The 17020-nt window shown below is 45.2% G+C and carries 16 protein-coding genes and 1 tRNA gene; 12 read left to right on the forward strand and 5 right to left on the reverse strand.

Features of this window, described 5'->3' with window-relative positions; translation table 11 throughout:
• The first annotated feature begins 3 nt into the window (after positions 1-3).
• From CAGA_RS02345 to CAGA_RS02370, 6 genes are all read left to right on the forward strand, one after another.
• Positions 4-480: a cell division protein SepF gene (locus CAGA_RS02345; RefSeq protein ID WP_135657305.1), complete on the forward strand. Its 477-nt coding sequence runs from the start codon at positions 4-6 to the stop codon at positions 478-480.
• Positions 480-1235 (forward strand): YlmH family RNA-binding protein, encoded by a 756-nt coding sequence (locus CAGA_RS02350; protein ID WP_135657307.1) that lies wholly within the window; start codon positions 480-482, stop codon positions 1233-1235. The genes CAGA_RS02345 and CAGA_RS02350 overlap by 1 nt, the downstream gene beginning before the upstream one ends.
• Positions 1236-1249: 14 nt before the next feature.
• Positions 1250-2005 (forward strand): DivIVA domain-containing protein, encoded by a 756-nt coding sequence (locus CAGA_RS02355; RefSeq protein WP_135657309.1) that lies wholly within the window; start codon positions 1250-1252, stop codon positions 2003-2005.
• 155 nt (positions 2006-2160) lie between these two features.
• Positions 2161-2640, forward strand: coding sequence for a signal peptidase II (gene lspA / locus CAGA_RS02360; RefSeq protein WP_167875135.1), 480 nt, complete (start codon positions 2161-2163; stop codon positions 2638-2640).
• Entirely contained in the window at positions 2640-3560 is a 921-nt protein-coding gene (locus tag CAGA_RS02365; RefSeq protein WP_135657313.1) for an RluA family pseudouridine synthase, read from the forward strand. Before lspA ends, CAGA_RS02365 begins: the two co-directional genes overlap by 1 nt.
• A gap of 23 nt (positions 3561-3583) precedes the next feature.
• Positions 3584-4006, forward strand: a complete 423-nt coding sequence (locus CAGA_RS02370; RefSeq protein ID WP_135657314.1) for a ComEA family DNA-binding protein — start codon at positions 3584-3586, stop codon at positions 4004-4006.
• Positions 4007-4078: 72 nt separating this feature from the next.
• On the opposite strand, the gene CAGA_RS02375 is transcribed toward CAGA_RS02370, so the two are convergent.
• Genes CAGA_RS02375 through CAGA_RS02390 form a run of 4 tightly spaced genes read right to left on the reverse strand, consistent with a single transcriptional unit; the run spans position 4079 to position 9102 of the window.
• Positions 4079-4294, reverse strand: a complete 216-nt coding sequence (locus CAGA_RS02375; protein ID WP_135657316.1) for a hypothetical protein — start codon at positions 4292-4294, stop codon at positions 4079-4081.
• Positions 4295-4311: 17 nt separating this feature from the next.
• On the reverse strand, positions 4312-5388 hold the full coding sequence (locus CAGA_RS02380; protein ID WP_135657317.1) for a 6-phosphofructokinase: 1077 nt from the start codon (positions 5386-5388) through the stop codon (positions 4312-4314).
• Between the two features lie 24 nt (positions 5389-5412).
• On the reverse strand, positions 5413-7530 hold the full coding sequence (locus CAGA_RS02385; RefSeq protein WP_135657319.1) for an RNA degradosome polyphosphate kinase: 2118 nt from the start codon (positions 7528-7530) through the stop codon (positions 5413-5415).
• An 18-nt stretch (positions 7531-7548) separates the two neighbouring features.
• Positions 7549-9102, reverse strand: coding sequence for a Ppx/GppA phosphatase family protein (locus CAGA_RS02390; protein WP_135657321.1), 1554 nt, complete (start codon positions 9100-9102; stop codon positions 7549-7551).
• Positions 9103-9957: 855 nt separating this feature from the next.
• On the opposite strand from CAGA_RS02390, the gene CAGA_RS02395 reads away from it, so the two are divergent.
• Complete coding sequence (locus CAGA_RS02395; RefSeq protein ID WP_135657324.1) at positions 9958-10272, forward strand: hypothetical protein; 315 nt, start codon at positions 9958-9960, stop codon at positions 10270-10272.
• 614 nt (positions 10273-10886) lie between these two features.
• Here the strand turns inward: CAGA_RS02395 and CAGA_RS02400 are convergent.
• Positions 10887-10973: transfer RNA gene (locus CAGA_RS02400), tRNA-Ser, on the reverse strand.
• A gap of 164 nt (positions 10974-11137) precedes the next feature.
• Here CAGA_RS02400 and asnS point away from each other — a divergent pair.
• From asnS to secF, 5 genes are all read left to right on the forward strand, one after another.
• The gene (gene asnS, locus CAGA_RS02405) at positions 11138-12550 is read left to right on the forward strand and encodes an asparagine--tRNA ligase (protein WP_413814386.1); all 1413 of its coding nucleotides are present in this window, start codon (positions 11138-11140) and stop codon (positions 12548-12550) included.
• An 18-nt stretch (positions 12551-12568) separates the two neighbouring features.
• Positions 12569-12961 carry a bacteriohemerythrin gene (locus CAGA_RS02410; RefSeq protein ID WP_135657328.1) on the forward strand — a complete coding sequence of 131 codons (393 nt, stop codon included), beginning with the start codon at positions 12569-12571 and terminating at the stop codon, positions 12959-12961.
• Between the two features lie 142 nt (positions 12962-13103).
• A complete protein-coding gene (locus CAGA_RS02415) occupies positions 13104-14366 on the forward strand; it encodes an aminotransferase class I/II-fold pyridoxal phosphate-dependent enzyme (RefSeq protein ID WP_243112912.1) in 1263 nt (420 codons plus the stop codon).
• A gap of 143 nt (positions 14367-14509) precedes the next feature.
• Positions 14510-15919 (forward strand): preprotein translocase subunit SecD, encoded by a 1410-nt coding sequence (locus tag CAGA_RS02420; protein ID WP_135657332.1) that lies wholly within the window; start codon positions 14510-14512, stop codon positions 15917-15919.
• Positions 15916-16875 carry a protein translocase subunit SecF gene (gene secF, locus CAGA_RS02425; protein ID WP_135657334.1) on the forward strand — a complete coding sequence of 320 codons (960 nt, stop codon included), beginning with the start codon at positions 15916-15918 and terminating at the stop codon, positions 16873-16875. Before CAGA_RS02420 ends, secF begins: the two co-directional genes overlap by 4 nt.
• The last annotated feature ends 145 nt before the right edge of the window (positions 16876-17020 follow it).

Genomic DNA, 17020 nt, shown 5'->3' on the forward strand with positions numbered 1-17020 from the left:
TCTATGGCAGGCATTGTAGAAAAAATCAAAGATATGTGGAATCCACCGGAGGACGAGTACGATTACGATTATGACGGGGTGCAGCAGGAAGAAGCGCCGGTTCGCCAAAATGAAGAACCGGAAATTCATGAACGCGACACAATTAAGCGCGCATTTGTTCCGAACAACAATAACAAGGTTGTTAACATTCATGCCACAGCGCAGTTGCAGGTGGTTTTATTCAAACCCGAACGTTTTGGCGAAGAAACCTGCGCAGTAGCGGACGAGCTTTTAAAAATGCACACCGTGGTATTGAATCTTGAAAACACGAACAAGGATATTTCACGCAGAATCATTGATTTTATAAGCGGCGTTGCCTATGCAAACGGCGGAAAAATCAAACGGGTCGCCACAAGCACATTCATTATCACTCCATATAATGTCGATCTTACCGGTGACGATGTTTTAGATGAATTAGAAAATAACGGTGTTTATTTTTGATGGACAAACAGTCGGAGGACGTATTACTCGAGGCAAAGCTTAACGATGCGGTGCGTCTGGCGCAGAACGGAGGAAGGCCGCGGTTTGTCGGCTTTTTGGATGAGCGTCAGGCGCGCATAGCGGAAAACAGAATGGCCCGTATTCATTTTGAAAACTATATGCTCTTCGGCGGTCAGGAAGACGCGGAGCGTGTAGTTTTTGGCGCATTTCCGGACTTTCTTGTGCCGGACGCCGGTATGTTCCCAATCAGCGCGGTAACGGCGTGCTTTCGGTCCTGCGACCGCCTTGGTCACCGGGATTTTATGGGCGCGATTCTCGCAACCGGAATTCAGCGGGAAGCTCTTGGCGACATTTTGCTCGAAACGGGAAGATGCGTTTTTTTTGTTCGCAGCGAGATTTCCGATTTCCTTCTGTCCCAGATAAGTAAGATCGGAAAAGTAGGCGTTACAATGAAAGAAGGGGCTGAAGAACCCTTGCCGCCACGCGGGCAGTTTGCGAATTTTTCTGCTGTGGTTGCTTCCCCCCGGCTGGATTGTATTGTTGCAGCCGTTGTCGGCACAAGCAGGGAAAAATCCTGTGAAATGATTCGTTCCGGCATGGTTATGCTAAACCATGAAGAAATTTTGTCAGTAAGCGCTGCCGTAACGCCGGGCAGTAAATTATCGGTCAGGGGAAAAGGCCGCTTTGTTATTGACCGCCTTGGTCCCGTTACCAAAAGAGGCAGGCTGAGCATTGCAGGCAGGAAATATATTTAATGGAGGACTCCCAAATGTTATCTTTGAATGATATTATCAACGCCAGTTTTCGCAAGTCCGGCTTTTCCGGTTACCGAACCGATGATGTGGATCAGTTTATCGACGAGGTTAAGGAATCCTATGATACCCTCCTGAAAAAACAAGTGGAACAAAAAGAAGAATACGAAAAGCTGAAAAGCGAAAATGAACAGCTAATTGAAAAGCTTAAGATTTTAGCTGCGAAAGTGGAAGATTACCGCAAGGAAGAGAATGAAATCAAAAATGCGCTTGTTAGCGCCCAAAAGCTGGGGGACGCCTCGATCCGCGAATCGCGCCATAAGGCGGAAATCATTATTAAAGATGCCAATCTAAAAGCGGAACGCATTGTCAGTACCGCAAAGCAGAGTGTTATTGAACAGCAGAAAGAGCTGGAAAATCTGCAAAAGTCCGTTTCTGATTTTCGTTCCAAGCTTTTGAGTCTCTATAAAGAACATCTTACATTAATTGACGCGCTGCCGACTCATAAGCCTGCGCAGGAGAACCCGGAACCGCCGAAGCACGCCGCGAAAGAAGATTTTCCGGAGCAGGAGGAACTGTCTCCCGCGCCAAAAACAGAGGAACAACCGCTGGAAGAGGAAGAGACCGCTCAGCAGCCGGATGATTTCCTGCACGCAGAGGTTTCCATTTTTGATGAAGATCCGCAGGATCCCTCTTTTTCCTATGCTCCGAAATATAGCGAGGAATTCCATGCTTCCGACGACCCGATTTCTCCGGAAAATGACGCAGATTAAGACAATTCGTGTTGCCTAAGGAGAATAAAAACCAATTGCAAACAGCGATATTTTCATGATACCGCTTTTCATACGATGTGAACGGCTTAAAATTATTTTGAAAAGGGCGGGCTGATCGGTTCGCCCTTTTTTATGACAGAATAGGAGAGATACCTTTGGCAATCATTGCTTTACTGCTATCGGCGGCGGCAGTTGTCGTTGACCAGATTATTAAGCTTCTTGTTACGGCAAATTTAAAGCCCAGCAGCGGGTTTACGGTTATAAACGGTATTTTCAATATTTTTTATATTAAAAACAAAGGTGCGGCTTTTGGAATTTTGCAAAATCAAAGATGGTTTTTCATTACCGTAACTTTAGCGATTAGCATTTTGCTAATCATTTCGCTGTTTAAATATCAAAATCATACGGTATTTTCCTATATCGCTGTGATTTTAATTGTAGGCGGGGGATTGGGAAATCTGATCGACCGCATTGTTTATGGCTATGTTATTGACTACCTCAGCTTTTCTTTTTTTCCGCCGATCTTTAATTTTGCGGACTGCTGCGTTACGGTTGGGACCGTATTCTTAATCATTCACATTCTGTTCTTTTCGAATCTGGATTCCAATGCCGAACGGGTGATTCGTAGAAAGTAATGGACAGGGAATTGAAAATTGTTATCAATCCGGAAGATGCCGGAATTCGTTTGGATAAACTGATCAGTATGAAGACGGAAGGTCTCACCCGTTCTGCGGCGGAGAAGCTGATCGATGGCGGATATGCAACCTGTAATGGCAAAGCCCTGAATAAAAGCTACCGCGGCGCGGAAGGAGACTGCATTTTCTTACTGCTGCCGGAGCCGGAAAAGACGGATGTGGAGCCGGAAGCGATTCCGTTGGACATCGTTTATGAGGACAGCGATCTTCTTGTTGTCAATAAACCGAAGGGGATGGTTGTCCACCCGGCTGCGGGAAATCGCACCGGCACGCTGGTCAACGCGCTTCTGGCGTATTGCGGGGATTCCCTGTCCGGAATCAACGGCGTAATTCGCCCCGGCATTGTGCACCGGATTGACAAAGACACAAGCGGTTTGCTCATTGTTGCAAAAAATGATTTCGCGCATCAAAAGCTGGCGGCACAGATTAAAGCGCATAGCTTCACGCGCATTTACGAAGCTGTTGTCCACGGCAATGTAAAAGAAGACGACGGGATGGTTGACGCCCCTATTGGGCGGCATCCGGTCAACCGCAAAATGATGGCGGTAACAGAAAAAAATTCGCGCAGCGCGGTCACGCATTATCATGTCCTTGCGCGCTATGAAGGCTTTACCCATATCCAGTGCAGGCTGGAAACGGGCCGGACGCACCAAATCCGGGTGCATATGGCCTATATCGGCCACCCGGTGGCCGGCGACCCGGTTTACGGGCCGAAAAAGCCGGTCCCGAATCTGAACGGGCAGTGCCTTCACGCTCGAGTGATTGGCTTTGTGCATCCGCGCGACGGCCGCTATATTGAAATTACGAGCGATCTTCCCGCATATTTTACTGGGTTTCTCGCAAAGCTTCGGCAGAAATAACAGGGAATAGGAAGGTTTTGTTTATGGATGAGGGCGCACTGCAAACACGATATTTAATTGTGATAGCGGCATTTCTGTGCGCGCTGATTATTGGGTACAATGCTTTTTATGTACCGGAAGCCATGAATATTACCTTTGAAACCGATGTACTTTCTTCATCACAGGATGAGGCTTACACGCCGTTGCCTGTTTTTAGCACCGTTTCTCAGGAACCCCAATGGGGGAACGGGCAAAGCAAGGCGGAAAGCCAAGCCGGAAAGGTGAATATCAATACTGCTACCGCGGAGCAGCTGTGCGAATTGGATGGGGTAGGCCCCGTTATGGCCAAACGAATTCTTGATTACAGGCAGCAAAAAGGAAAATTTCACTCCATTGAGGAACTGAAAAATGTAAGCGGGATCGGCGAAAAAACCTTTGAAAAATTGAAGGAGCATGTAACCGTTTAATTAAGTGAAATAAATACGAAAAAGACAGGCACCATTAAAATGCCTGCCTTTTTGTTTTGCTTCCGGTTATGTTTATTCTTCTGTTTCCTCCGCATTCTTCTTTTGATATAGCCGCGCAGCCTTTTCCATTTCGGGAAGGGCTTTTTGCGCCGTATGAATGCAGCGGAGCAGTTTTACGGACAAACAGGCGCTGTAGACGGTAAAAGCCACGGTCAAGGCGGCGGAAACCACACCTGCGGCCGCAAATGTTTTCTTCCAGGATGCATGCGGATTCTTTCTGATTTTCATGATACTCCTTCTTTCTGTCAGTCACCAAAGCTGATTCCGATATCACGTGCGGTTTTTATTATGTCGCTGTCTACGGGGACGCCTTTTAATTTGCCGGCAACCTCGCTCAGCGGGACGGGTACAATCGCATTGTTTTGAAGCGCCGCCATAAATCCGTATTTTTTCTCCGCAATCAGTTTCGCCGCCGCCGCGCCGAACCGGGTCGCAAGAAGACGGTCGTACGGGCAGGGGCTTCCTCCGCGCTGGAAGTGCCCCGGTACGGTAACGCGGATTTCCTGATTGGTTCGTTCGCTGATTTCCTTGGCCAGGCGATAGGAAATCGATGGGTAAGCCATCTTCGCGCGAGCCGCTTTAAACTCTTTTTTGCCCATGCTTGCTTCTTTCTTGGATAGTATGCCCTCGGCAACGGCAAGAATGGAAAAACGTTTCCCGCTTTTGTTTCGATGCTCCAGCGTTTTTACAATGCTGTCGATATTGTATGGGATTTCCGGAATAAGGATAATGTCCGCTCCGCCGGCAATTCCGGAGTGCAGGGTCAGCCATCCGGCTTTATGTCCCATAATTTCCACGATGAATACTCTGCTGTGCGACGTTGCCGTAGTATGAATGCAGTCTAAGACATTCGTCGCAATTTCCATTGCGCTGCTGAAACCAAAGGTCATTTCGGTGCCCCAAATGTCATTGTCGATCGTTTTGGGCAGCGTTACAATGTTCAGCCCCTCTTCGCTGAGCAGGTTCGCGGTTTTGTGTGTGCCGTTTCCTCCTAGGATGACCAGACAGTCCAACTTCATTTTTTTGTAGTTTTCCTTCATGTTCTTTACTTTGTCGACGCTGTTGTCCTCTACCACGCGCATAAGCTTAAATGGCTGGCGGGAGGTTCCAAGGATTGTGCCCCCAAGAGTAAGAATCCCGGAAAAATCGTCCGGTTTCATTTTCCGGTAGCTGCCATTAATCAGTCCCAGATAGCCGTCGTTAATGCCATAGATTTCCACATTGTTTCCGAATTCCACATAAAGCCCCTTGGCCACGCCGCGAATCGCCGCGTTTAAGCCCTGACAATCGCCGCCGCTTGTTAAAATTCCTATTTTTTTCATAACGTTCCTCCCGTTTTAAACCGGTTACTTCATTTGTTCCGCATTGTATATTGGCCGGAACGGCTTGCTGCCGTCCTGTTCAGTAAATTGTTTTACCGCATCCTGCGCCAGGAGTGAAAATTGAATCTGGCAGTTGCAGGGTGCTTTTCCCCGCTTATCGATATGGGTATAAACGGTATTCGGCTGCATAACGCGCGCGTTGATATTGTCGCTGAGCATAAGATTTAGAATATCGAACGCCCGTTGGCGCAGCTCCTCGTCTTCCACAGGAAAAACAAGCTCCACGCGCCGGTCAAGATTGCGCTGCATCCAGTCGGCGCTGCCCATGTAAATTTTCGGATTACCCGCATTTTCAAACCGGTAAATCCGGCTGTGCTCCAGCAGCTGTCCGACGATGCTGTAGACCGCAATGTTTTCACTAATGCCCGGCAATCCGGGAATCAGACAGCAGATCCCCCGGACAATCAGCCGGATCGGAACCTTTGCCTGCGACGCCTTATAAAGCAGGGCGACCAGGTCTGGATCTGTAAGGGAATTTATTTTTACGGTGATGCCGCAGGGAAGGCCCTTTTCGGAATTTGCAATTTCGTTTTCGATCATCCGCACAAAGAAACTGCGCATGCCCTGCGGGGCGACAACAAAGCGATTGTATTCCGGCGGGCGGGAATAGCCGGTCAGAACATTAAACAGGGAAGATGCGTCCGTCCCGTAAGGTTCCTTGCAGGTGAAAATACCGATATCCGTATAGATTTTTGCGGTGGAATCGTTGTAATTTCCCGTACCCATATGCAAATACCGGCGGATGCCGTCTTCATCGCGGCGTACCACGAGGAGGATTTTGCAGTGGGTTTTTAGGCCGGCAAGGCCGTAAATAACATGGCAGCCCGCTTCCTCAAGCTTTTTTGCCCAGATAATATTGTTTTCCTCGTCAAACCTCGCTTTCAACTCGACCAAAACGGTAACCTGCTTGCCGTTTTCCGCGGCGGTAATCAGTGCGTCGATGATCGGGGAGTGGCCGCTTACCCGGTAAAGCGTCTGCTTAATGGCAAGCACATTTTTGTCCTCTGCGGCCTTTCGGACGAAATCAACGACAGTTTCAAAGCTTTCGTAAGGGTGGTGTACCATCCGGTCTTTCTCGCGGATTGCTTCGAAAATGTCGTCGTATCCCCAAAAATCGGCCGGCGGATAAACCGGCGTAATGGGTTTAAAGCAAAGGTTTTCAAAATCCGGAAGAGATGCAAACTTGGAAAAGAAGGTTAAATCCAGCGGGCCGGGCAATTGATAGATGTCATCGGGCTGGATATCCAGCATATCGATTAGGAATTCCTGCGTTTCCGCGTCGCTTTTTTGCAGCAATTCCAAGCGGACGGGTTTCCCGCGCTTTCGCTTCTTAATTGATTTTTGGATTTCGATTAACAAATCCTCCGCTTCTTCGTCAATATCGAGGTCGGAGTTCCGGGTGATGCGGAAGGGGCAGGCTGCCCGGATATCGCTCAGTTCAAACAGTTCTCCCAATTTATAAATAATGACGTTTTCCAACAGCACATATGATTTTCCGTTTTCACACGGAATTTCCAGGAAGCGGGAAAGAATCGACGGTACCTGCACCACGGCAAAATAGGAATCCTCTTCGCCCTTCAGCCGGACCGCAATATTCAGGCTTTTATTTGCCAAAAGGGGGAACGGGCGGCTGCGGTCGACGGCAAGCGGCGTTAAAACGGGGAACAGGACTTTATCAAAATAATCGGAAATATACTGTTTCTGTTTTGCGTCCATTTCTTCCGGCGTTAGAAAGGTTATCCCTTTTCTTTTCATTGCCGGAACAATCGAGCGGTGCAAACAGGAATACTGTTTCTCTGTAAATGCATGTATTTTTTCAGAAAGCAAGGGGAGGAGCTGCTTCGGCGTAAGCCCGGAAGTGTCCTCAACGCGGTAATCGGAATTTACCTGTTCCTTTACTCCGGCGACCCTTACCATAAAAAATTCGTCTAAATTGGAGGCGGTTATGGATAAAAAGCGAATGCGTTCCATCAAGGGATTTCCGCGCTTAAAGGCTTCTTCCAGAACGCGCGCGTTAAAATCCATCCAGCTTAATTCCCGATTGATAAACGGTATTTTTATTTTTTCGTTTTTTTCACTCATTTATTACCACGCCTTACGTTAAATTAGGGACGAGCGCACAGTCAGAACCGGTTTATAGCCGAAAACTTCCTGAAAGAATGGTGCGCATTGCTCGAACGCCCATTTTTCAAGGTAACAATTTTCGTTGCTGTCGGCTGTAATTAAAAGCCTGTCGTTGTTCAATTTTACCCGGATGTCGCTCAGCTTCTGCTTCTGCGCCTTGTCGAGCGCGTTTGCAAGCCGGAAAATCGCTACGAGTTTGGAAACGATCAGCCGGTTTTTGTCGCTCAGCCGAATAAATTCAATATCGTCATAATTGGGCACGTCGTATTCATTGTAGCGCGAAACATAGGCGGTCAGCAGCATTTCTTCGTCAGTCATGCCATAAACGTCAATATCCTTTATCAAGTCAAACGTGCTCAATAAATGCTGTTTGGCAGTTACGTAATAGCCGCAGTCGTGCAAAATAGCCGCCAGCTCCAAAAGCAGCCTCTTGCGATGGTCAAGCCCATGAGCGCCTTTCATCTTATCAAAAATCCGGCAGGCAAATTTCCGGACATTTTCGGAATGCAGGTGGTTGCAGTGATAGGTCTTTGCGATTTCATACGCACAGCTGATTGCGTTTTCGCGGACATGTTCAAAATATTCCTCGCTGCTTTTTGGAAGGAGCATGTGGCGCATTAAAGCGTCCCACAGTTCCACTTTTGGCGCAATAATGACATCGGATTCTGAAAATTCAATCAGCCGGATATAGATAGCAAGTGCCGAGTACAGCAGCTCCGCCGTATCTTCGCTGATGCCATAGTGGTTGCTGATTTTTTCCTGTGACATCGAGCGTATCTGCTTAAACAGGTCGGTGAGCATCTGCGCCGGAATCGTGTAGCAGCCGTTTTCAGGCATCACGCCGCAGATGTGCGCAATCAGCTGAATTTCGTTTCCCGTCAGAACCAGGTTGGAAACAAGCCCTTTGCTGAACGGGATACGGATATGGCCGATAATGGAATTCAGGTATTCTTCAACAACGGTGTAGAAATCCTCCGTAAGCTCCTGAATATTTCCAAGCATATCGTGCAGCTTTAAGGCTCCCATCGGAATGTTCTGCGAAAAGATCATATGCTTCCCGTTATAAAGGGAAAAGCCGATGGTCCCGGCGCCGATATAGGAAATCAGCGCATTTTCGCCCTTTTTATTTTCCATTTTGTCAAGCGTATTTAAAATCTCTGAATAAATCAGCGTTTTTTCCTGATCGTCTTCCAGTACCTGAACGGTCATGTCATTCTGTATTTTTAACTGGTCAATCACATAGGAACGGTTTTTCGCTTCCCGGAAAGCGGTGGTTGCCACTACTTTATATTGATTGACTCCATATTCTTTTAGAATTCCGCGGTATCCATGCAGGATACCGGAAAGCTCATGAAGGCTTTCGAAGCGGATTTTTCCTTCCGTAAAGACCTCGTGGCCAAGATTTAAAGGGTATTCCAGTTTTTCAAGGTCGGAGATTTCTCCTTTTTTTAGCTGCGAAATCCTCATTTTTAGCATATTTGAGCCGATATCAATTACCGCTGCTACCTTGATGCTTTTTTTACGGTTCAAATTGTCACCACCCATACGGAACTAAGATTATTATAGCAAATGCCTTTTATTTCCACAACGATTCTTACTATATTACAGAACTTATCGGTTTATGAATGCCTGAAATTTAGAAGTTTTAAAATATTCATTTCAAAATTTATATTTTTCTAATTAACGGTATAACTATATTCGAATTTAAAAATTTACAGTTTTGCAATAAATCACTTTCATAGTCATATGGTTTCGAAAATATACTTAAAAGAGCGGACAGAATTGAATTGTCAAACTGTAAAGGGAATGAATATAATGAATTACGAACAAAAGAGCATCTTAAAAAGCTTAAAAGATTTTTGGTTTGCTTTATTCTCGAACTGGGTCTTTCAGCAGGTCGTCTACTTCCTGTTCCCATTTATCATTTCAGGCGTTATGGAAAATTCGAACAAGTCTTTAAGCCCAGCTTCCTTTTATTCGTATCCGCAGGTGGTTTATTTTTCTCTGTATATTTTGATTTTAATAGGATTTTCCGCCGCAAATAAGCATATATTAAAGCAGCAAAAAAATTCCGAGTTAAACCGGGCGGTAATTGATGAACTGCAAAATAACATAACCAGTTTAACACGGTATATGTCCACGCTTAGCTCGGATGAAAAGGAGGAAATTTTTGCCTCTTTGTCGCAATTCGTCTGTAATTCACTCTATACAATTTTTTCTGATCAATATGAAGACCGGAATTTTCGAATTAGCGTTATTAAACAAATTCTGCATCAAAACAAATTAATGTATACCATGCCCGGCTATAAATCGAACAGTTTAAGCAAGGGCGACAACCGTCCGCAGCCGGTGTCAAATTGTGAGAAATTTTTTAAGAATATACTCATGACGTCCGTAGAGAAGATTTATATTTTAGACGAAAAAGGGATTAAAAAGAAATTTGGTTCCACACATGAAAAAATAGCTGAATATATTGCGATTTCCCACAAAGGAGATTTTGATAATATTTGTTTTATCCTTCAGATTGATTGTACAAAGGCTGGAAGCTTTGGAAAAGACAAAGAAGAAATTGAGGACTTTGTTCAACAATACATAGAACCTTTTATCAAACTCCTTGAAAACGCCTATGTTCAGGAGAGAATGAAATTTATTAATAGAGGGGTCGACAGCATTGAAACACGAACCGTTGACATTGATTGAGGGTAATAACGAGATTGACAGCGAATCGTTTTACGAGAAAATTAATAAAATTATCGAAGAAGAGCGAAAAAAAAACGCGGATATACGAGCTTTTCAAAATAGTCATAGGGATGAAGTGAAATTTTCCTCCTGATGAAAAGTAAATAAATGACCCTGTCCACAAGTGCCGGACAGGGTCATGTTTCATTCTGCTGAAAATATTGGGAAATGAGGAAGCCGCCCGTTATGAGGCGGCCTTCTCAAAAAAGGATTGTAAAATATGAGAACTCTCCGTGAGAGACATATAAGCAATTTTGTTCAGAATTACGGCTGATTCGACAAAGGGGATAAATAAAATATAAATGACCTATGTGACAATCAAGTGAAAAAGAACGGGAGTTTTTGAAAATATTTCATGTGGTCCTTCATCGTATATGAGGTGGTTTATAAAATGGCAACACAGATTGCCGACCGATAGACTCGACGGATGAAGTAACGCGGACAAGAATAACGAAAGAATCCCCGCTTTCCTTTCGGAGAGTGGGGATTCCCTTGTCGTTTTACTTCTTCGGTATGAAGAAGTCCAAAAGCAACATTCCGTTCGGTAGGAACAAAATATTGTTTCCGGTTCTGAATGGCGGAGAGGATGCGACTCGAACGCACAATGCCTTGCGGCACACCACATTTCCAATGTGGCTCCTTACCAATTAGAATACCTCTCCGTATGGTTTATCTGCCTTGTTACCAGAGACAGCTTTATTATTATATCGAATGTTTCCACAAAAATCAACCCCTATTTTGAAGATTTTTCAATTTTTCACATTTTGCTGTGTATTGGTGTTGCATAGAGGAAAATCGTGTTATAATATAAACATATTCTGGAAGCATGCAGGAGGTATTCCGATTGAAGAGAACTGAAATAACCGAGTTGTATTCTAAAACGGCGGAGCTTAGCGGTAAAGCGGTAACGGTTTGCGGCTGGGTTCGCACAATTCGCGATTCCAAAGCGTTGGGATTTATTGATCTGAATGATGGCAGTTGTTTTAAAGGAGTCCAGATCGTTTTTGAAGCGAATCGGATTTCCAATTTTACAGAGGTTACGAAATTGAACGTCGGTTCAGCCCTTGTGGTAACCGGCGAGCTGGTTTTAACACCGCAGGCGAAGCAGCCGTTTGAAATTCACGCGGATAAAATTGAGGCAGAAGGGCTTTCCTCTCCGGATTATCCGCTGCAGAAAAAGCGTCATTCGCTGGAATTTTTACGCACAATTGCGCATTTGCGCCCGCGCACCAATACGTTCAGCGCTGCGTTCCGCGTGCGTTCGGCCGCGGCCTTTGCCATTCATAAATTCTTTCATGAAAATGGATTTGTTTACGTCCACACGCCGCTTATTACCGGTAGTGACTGCGAAGGCGCCGGCGAAATGTTCACCGTGACTACACTTGACGCGGAGAACCCTCCGCGTAAAAAGGATGGAACGGTTGATTATTCGCAGGATTTTTTCCAGAAACACACCTCCCTTACGGTTTCCGGCCAGCTTGAGGCGGAGTGCATGGCGATGGCTTTTGGAAAGGTCTATACTTTCGGGCCGACGTTCCGCGCTGAAAAGTCTTACACGCAGCGTCACGCGGCGGAATTCTGGATGATCGAGCCGGAAATTGCGTTTGCGGATTTACAGGACAACATGAAGCTTGCCGAAGCGATGATGAAATACGTTATCAAATATGTTATGGATACCTGCCCGGATGATATCGCATTTTTCAACCAGTTTATTGATAAAGGGCTTGTTGATCGCTTAACGAATGTCGTCAATTCGGATTTCGCCTGTGTCACCTATACGGAAGCCATTGAAATTTTGAAAAAAAATAATGACAAATTTGAATATAAGGTAAGCTGGGGAAGTGACCTGCAAACGGAACATGAAAAGTATTTAACAGAGCAGGTATTCGGAAAACCTGTTTTTGTAACCGATTATCCGAAGGAAATCAAAGCCTTCTACATGCGTCTGAATGATGACGGAAAAACAGTTGCCGCAGTAGATTTGCTTGTGCCGGGTATCGGCGAGATCATCGGCGGCAGCCAGCGTGAGGAGCGCATAGAAATTCTTCAACAACGGATGAAGGAATTTAAGCTGAATGAGGAAAATTATTGGTGGTATCTGGACTTAAGGCGTTATGGCGGAACAAAGCACGCAGGCTATGGCCTTGGCTTTGAACGCCTTGTAATGTATCTAACCGGGATTGCAAATATCCGGGACGTACTGCCGTTCCCGCGTACAACGGGAACCGCGGAATTTTAGAAAGGATGTGTTTTACTTATGGCAATGTGGAGAGATAATCTGAAAATCGGTGTATCGGTGATTGACAGCCAGCATAAAGAGCTGTGCGACCGGATTGACCAGCTCTTTGCCGCTTGCAATCAGGGCAAGGGAAGGGAGGAAATTATTAAGACGTTAGAATTCCTTGAAGGGTACACCATTAAGCATTTTTCCGACGAAGAGAAGTTGCAGCTCAGCAGTACTTACCCGAAGTACAAAGAGCATAAGGAAATGCATGAATTTTTCAAGAAAAAAATTGCGGATTTAAAATATGATATTACAAAAAACGGTGCTTCCATTGCGGTTATATCCAAAACCAATTATTTCCTTATGGACTGGCTATTGAATCATATTCAGAAAGTAGACGTCGAATTAGCAAAATACATAAAATAACATAAGAATGTCTTCTTTATCTTATATGCAAGATTTGTGTTTTTAACTTGCAATATTATCTATTATATATTAGAATAGTACTTGTTTTTAAACATCATTTGCATTTTAAGATAGGGAGATGCTCATATTGGACTTTCGGTCAATGTCAGAAAAGGAATTAAGCGATGTCAGGGCGGATTTACAGGAACGTTATAACCAATTCAAAGCAAGGGGCTTAAAATTAAATATGGCCCGTGGGAAGCCGGAAACAGAACAGCTTCAGCTTTCGATGGGTATGCTGGATGCTTTAAACTCCGCATCCGATCTTTATGCCTCCACCGGAGACGACTGCCGCAACTACGGCATGCCGTACGGCCTTCCGGAAATGCGGGAACTTTTTTCCCATATGATGGGGGTCGACGCTTCCAATATCATTGCGGGGGGCAATTCCAGCTTGAATATGATGTTTGATACCGTGTCCTGCGGGGTTACCCATGGCTTTTCGGGCTGTCTGCCATGGGGCAGGCAGGGCGCCGTAAAGTTTTTGTGCCCGTCGCCCGGCTACGACAGGCATTTTGCTGTTACCGAATACTTCGGTTTTGAACTGATTACGGTTCCAATGCTGCCCACAGGACCGGACATGGATGTTGTGGAAAAGTTGGTTTCAAACGATGAATTGGTGAAAGGAATCTGGTGCGTTCCAAAGTATTCCAATCCGACGGGTATTACCTATTCCGATGAAACTGTTCGCCGGTTTGCCGCTTTGAAGCCCGCTGCAAAGGATTTCCGGATTTTTTGGGATAATGCCTATTGCGTACACGATTTAACCGATACGCCGGATCAGCTTTTGAACTTGTGGCTTGAGTGCAAAAAGAATGGCACGGAGGATTTGCCGGTCTTTTTTGTATCCACAAGTAAAATTTCTTTTCCAGGTGCCGGCGTAGCGGCGCTGGGTGCAAGCGACAACAACCTGGCTGTCCTGAAAAAGCATTTTTCGTATGAGACAATCGGACCGGATAAGTTGAACCAGTTAAGGCATTTATATTTCTTTAAAGATTACGACGGTATTCTGGAGCAAATGAAGAAACACCGCAAGCTGCTTGCGCCGAAGTTTAAAGCGGTAGCCAATAAGCTGGAATCCGAGCTTGGGGGAAAGGGCGTGGCCTGTTGGACGAATCCAAACGGAGGATATTTTATCAGCGTTGATGTTTTGAACGGCTGTGCAAAGCGGGTTGTTTCCCTTTGCAAGGAGGCTGGCGTTACCCTTACGAATGCGGGTGCGACCTTCCCGTATGGAAAAGATCCGAACGACAGCAATATCCGTGTGGCACCGACCTATCCTCCGGTGGATGAACTTGAGGTCGCTATGGATTTGTTCTGTATTTGCGTTCAGCTTGCTGCGGCGGAAAAATTGTTAAATAAGTGAGAAAGGGAGCTTGTCTCCCTTTCTTTTTGGCTGTCTTTACGAATAATCTCGTCAAACTAATTGACTTTTTCATATGTAAACAATATAATTGATTGTACACGTCTGCGAGGAATCACAGAAAACCAAAATTGGAGGATTTACGAATGAAGCGAGTAGGAAAACCTGTATTTTTCATCGTCGCCCTCCTCATCCTGTTTTTAACTTATTCCGCAACCTTCGGAATTAAGGGTAAAAACGGGGATAATTCGACCACCTACATAAAAGGTGTCAGCGACATTAGATGGGGAATAGACATTAACGGCGGCGTCGAGGCAACATTTAGCCCGGCAACTTCAAAAAAAGCGACTAAGGAACAAATTGATTCCGCAAAATCGATAATTGAAGTCCGCTTAACTACGAATCATATTACGGATTATGAATTGTATTCCGATTATAACAATGATCGCATTATTGTACGTTTTCCTTGGAAGAACGACGAAAAGACATTTGACCCCGAAAGCGCAATCAAAGAACTTTCCGCAACTGCAATGCTCACCTTCCGTGCGGGCGATGAGTATACAACCGTGACAACCGGTTCGGATGGACAACCTGTCTACAAAACGCCTAAGGGCGAGACGGCAAGCAACATTATTTTAACCGGCAGCGACATTAAAAGCGCTAAGTCTGAGATGTATCAGGATCAGACGACCGGCAAAGCAACCTATCAGGTTGGTTTGGAACTGACTGAGAGCGGCACCAAAAAATTTGCCGAAGCAACCGAAAAAATGCAGGGTGAAATCATTTCCATCTGGATGGATGACGTTCGTATTTCCAATCCGAGGGTAAATGAGGTTATTACGGATGGAAAGTGCTCCATTCAGGGCAATTTTACAGCGGCGGAAGCTTCCTCTCTGGCAAACAAGATTACAGCCGGTGCGCTTCCGTTTAAGCTTACGACGACAAACTTCAGCACAATCAGCCCGACGCTGGGATCATCTTCTTTGCATGCAATGCTGATTGCGGGTATTATCGCCTTTGCAATTATCTGCGTGTTCATGTTGGTTCAGTTCAGACTTCCGGGCTTTATCGCGATTATCGCTCTGCTTGGGCAGATTGCTTTGTCTTTTGCGGCGGTTTCTGGATACTTCCCGTTTATTCAAAGCTTTACGCTGACCCTGCCCGGTATCGCTGGTATTATTCTTTCCATCGGTATGGGTGTTGATGCGAATATTATTACTGCCTGCAGAATTAAAGAAGAACTCTGGGCAGGCAAAACCCTTGACGGGGCAATCCAAAAGGGTGACGACAACAGCTTCTGGGCAATTTTCGACGGTAATATAACGGTTGTTATTGTCGGCGTTATTTTGATGGCTGTATTTGGACCAACCAATATTCTTTCAATGCTGTTCGGAGCATCCACTACCGGCTCGATCTATTCCTTCGGCTACACGCTGTTAATCGGTATTGTCGGTAACTTCCTCTTCGGCGTAACGGCTACCCGTTTGATGACAAAATCGATTTCCGGGTTTAAGTTCGCGCGCAATAAATGGCTGTACGGAGGTGCCGCAGAATGAAAACCTTTAACATTCATTTCTTTGAAAACAGAAAGATTTACTTTGGAATTTCCATCACGGTCATGCTGATTGGCTTACTTTTCAATATTCTATTTGGCACTCAGTTGGATATCCAGTTTAAAGGCGGCGCCGAAATCAAATATTCTTTTGACGGCAAGGTTGTTCAGGAAGAAGTCGAAAAAATTGTCCAGGATACTACGAAAAAGGATGTTAGCGTTCGCATCTTGGAGGATGTAAAATCCGCTGACGGCAAAAAAGTAAAAAATAATGTTTCCATTTCTTTTGCGGGTTCGGAATCTATTTCCGTTGATACCCAGCAGGCAATTGAAAAAGCGCTTTCCGCAAAATATCCGAATGCGCATTTCGAGGTTGTTTCATCCAGCTCGGTTAATCCGACCATGGGCCGCAACTTCTTTATAAAATGCCTGACGGCTGTTTTCATTACCTGCGTACTGCTTGTTCTGTATATTGCATTCCGGTTTAGAAAAATCGGCGGTATGTCCGCTGGCGTAATGGCTGTTCTCGCACTATTGCATGACGTTATCATGGTTTATTTTACATTTATCATCTTCAGAATACCGCTGAATGATAACTTTATTGCAGTTGTATTGACGATTCTGGGCTATTCACTGAATGATACGATTATTATTTATGACCGTATCAGAGAAAATCGCAGACTGATGGGGCCGAAAACGCCTTATTCTTCTTTGGTAAACACGAGTATCAACCAGACATTTACCCGTTCTCTCTTTACTGCGGGTTGCACATTTTCTTCAATTGCAACCGTCTTCGTCGTTGGGCAGCTATATGGAATTACGAGCGTAACAACCTTTGCTCTGCCGATGATGGTCGGTGTTGTTACCGGTTGTTATTCCTCCGTCTGCATTGCAGGCCCCCTTTATGTTATGTGGCAGAACCATAAAGCAAAACAAAGAGAAACAGAAGCAAAAGCTTAAATTCAAAACACGATATTATGAAAGCCGCCGATGTTCTTTTGCATCGGCGGCTTTTAAGTGTCGTGCGCCCGGGGCAACCGGGGTGTGGAAATTTGTGCCTGCAGAAATGAATAAAAAATATCTGAAATTGTAAGCAGCGGATAAT

Origin of the sequence: Caproiciproducens galactitolivorans, from assembly GCF_004768785.1 — a bacterium.
GTDB lineage: Bacteria > Bacillota > Clostridia > Oscillospirales > Acutalibacteraceae > Caproiciproducens > Caproiciproducens galactitolivorans.

Excerpts from the sequence above, each read along its gene's own strand:
- CAGA_RS02345 (WP_135657305.1), top strand. The coding sequence starts at position 4 with ATGGCAGGCATTGTAGAAAAAATCAAAGATATGTGGAATCCACCGGAG.
- CAGA_RS02350 (WP_135657307.1), top strand. The coding sequence starts at position 480 with ATGGACAAACAGTCGGAGGACGTATTACTCGAGGCAAAGCTTAACGAT.
- CAGA_RS02355 (WP_135657309.1), top strand. The coding sequence starts at position 1,250 with ATGTTATCTTTGAATGATATTATCAACGCCAGTTTTCGCAAGTCCGGC.
- CAGA_RS02365 (WP_135657313.1), top strand. The coding sequence starts at position 2,640 with ATGGACAGGGAATTGAAAATTGTTATCAATCCGGAAGATGCCGGAATT.
- CAGA_RS02370 (WP_135657314.1), top strand. The coding sequence starts at position 3,584 with ATGGATGAGGGCGCACTGCAAACACGATATTTAATTGTGATAGCGGCA.
- CAGA_RS02375 (WP_135657316.1), bottom strand. The coding sequence starts at position 4,294 with ATGAAAATCAGAAAGAATCCGCATGCATCCTGGAAGAAAACATTTGCG.
- CAGA_RS02380 (WP_135657317.1), bottom strand. The coding sequence starts at position 5,388 with ATGAAAAAAATAGGAATTTTAACAAGCGGCGGCGATTGTCAGGGCTTA.
- CAGA_RS02385 (WP_135657319.1), bottom strand. The coding sequence starts at position 7,530 with ATGAGTGAAAAAAACGAAAAAATAAAAATACCGTTTATCAATCGGGAA.
- CAGA_RS02395 (WP_135657324.1), top strand. The coding sequence starts at position 9,958 with ATGACGTCCGTAGAGAAGATTTATATTTTAGACGAAAAAGGGATTAAA.
- asnS (WP_413814386.1), top strand. The coding sequence starts at position 11,138 with ATGCAGGAGGTATTCCGATTGAAGAGAACTGAAATAACCGAGTTGTAT.
- CAGA_RS02410 (WP_135657328.1), top strand. The coding sequence starts at position 12,569 with ATGGCAATGTGGAGAGATAATCTGAAAATCGGTGTATCGGTGATTGAC.
- CAGA_RS02415 (WP_243112912.1), top strand. The coding sequence starts at position 13,104 with ATGTCAGAAAAGGAATTAAGCGATGTCAGGGCGGATTTACAGGAACGT.
- CAGA_RS02420 (WP_135657332.1), top strand. The coding sequence starts at position 14,510 with ATGAAGCGAGTAGGAAAACCTGTATTTTTCATCGTCGCCCTCCTCATC.
- secF (WP_135657334.1), top strand. The coding sequence starts at position 15,916 with ATGAAAACCTTTAACATTCATTTCTTTGAAAACAGAAAGATTTACTTT.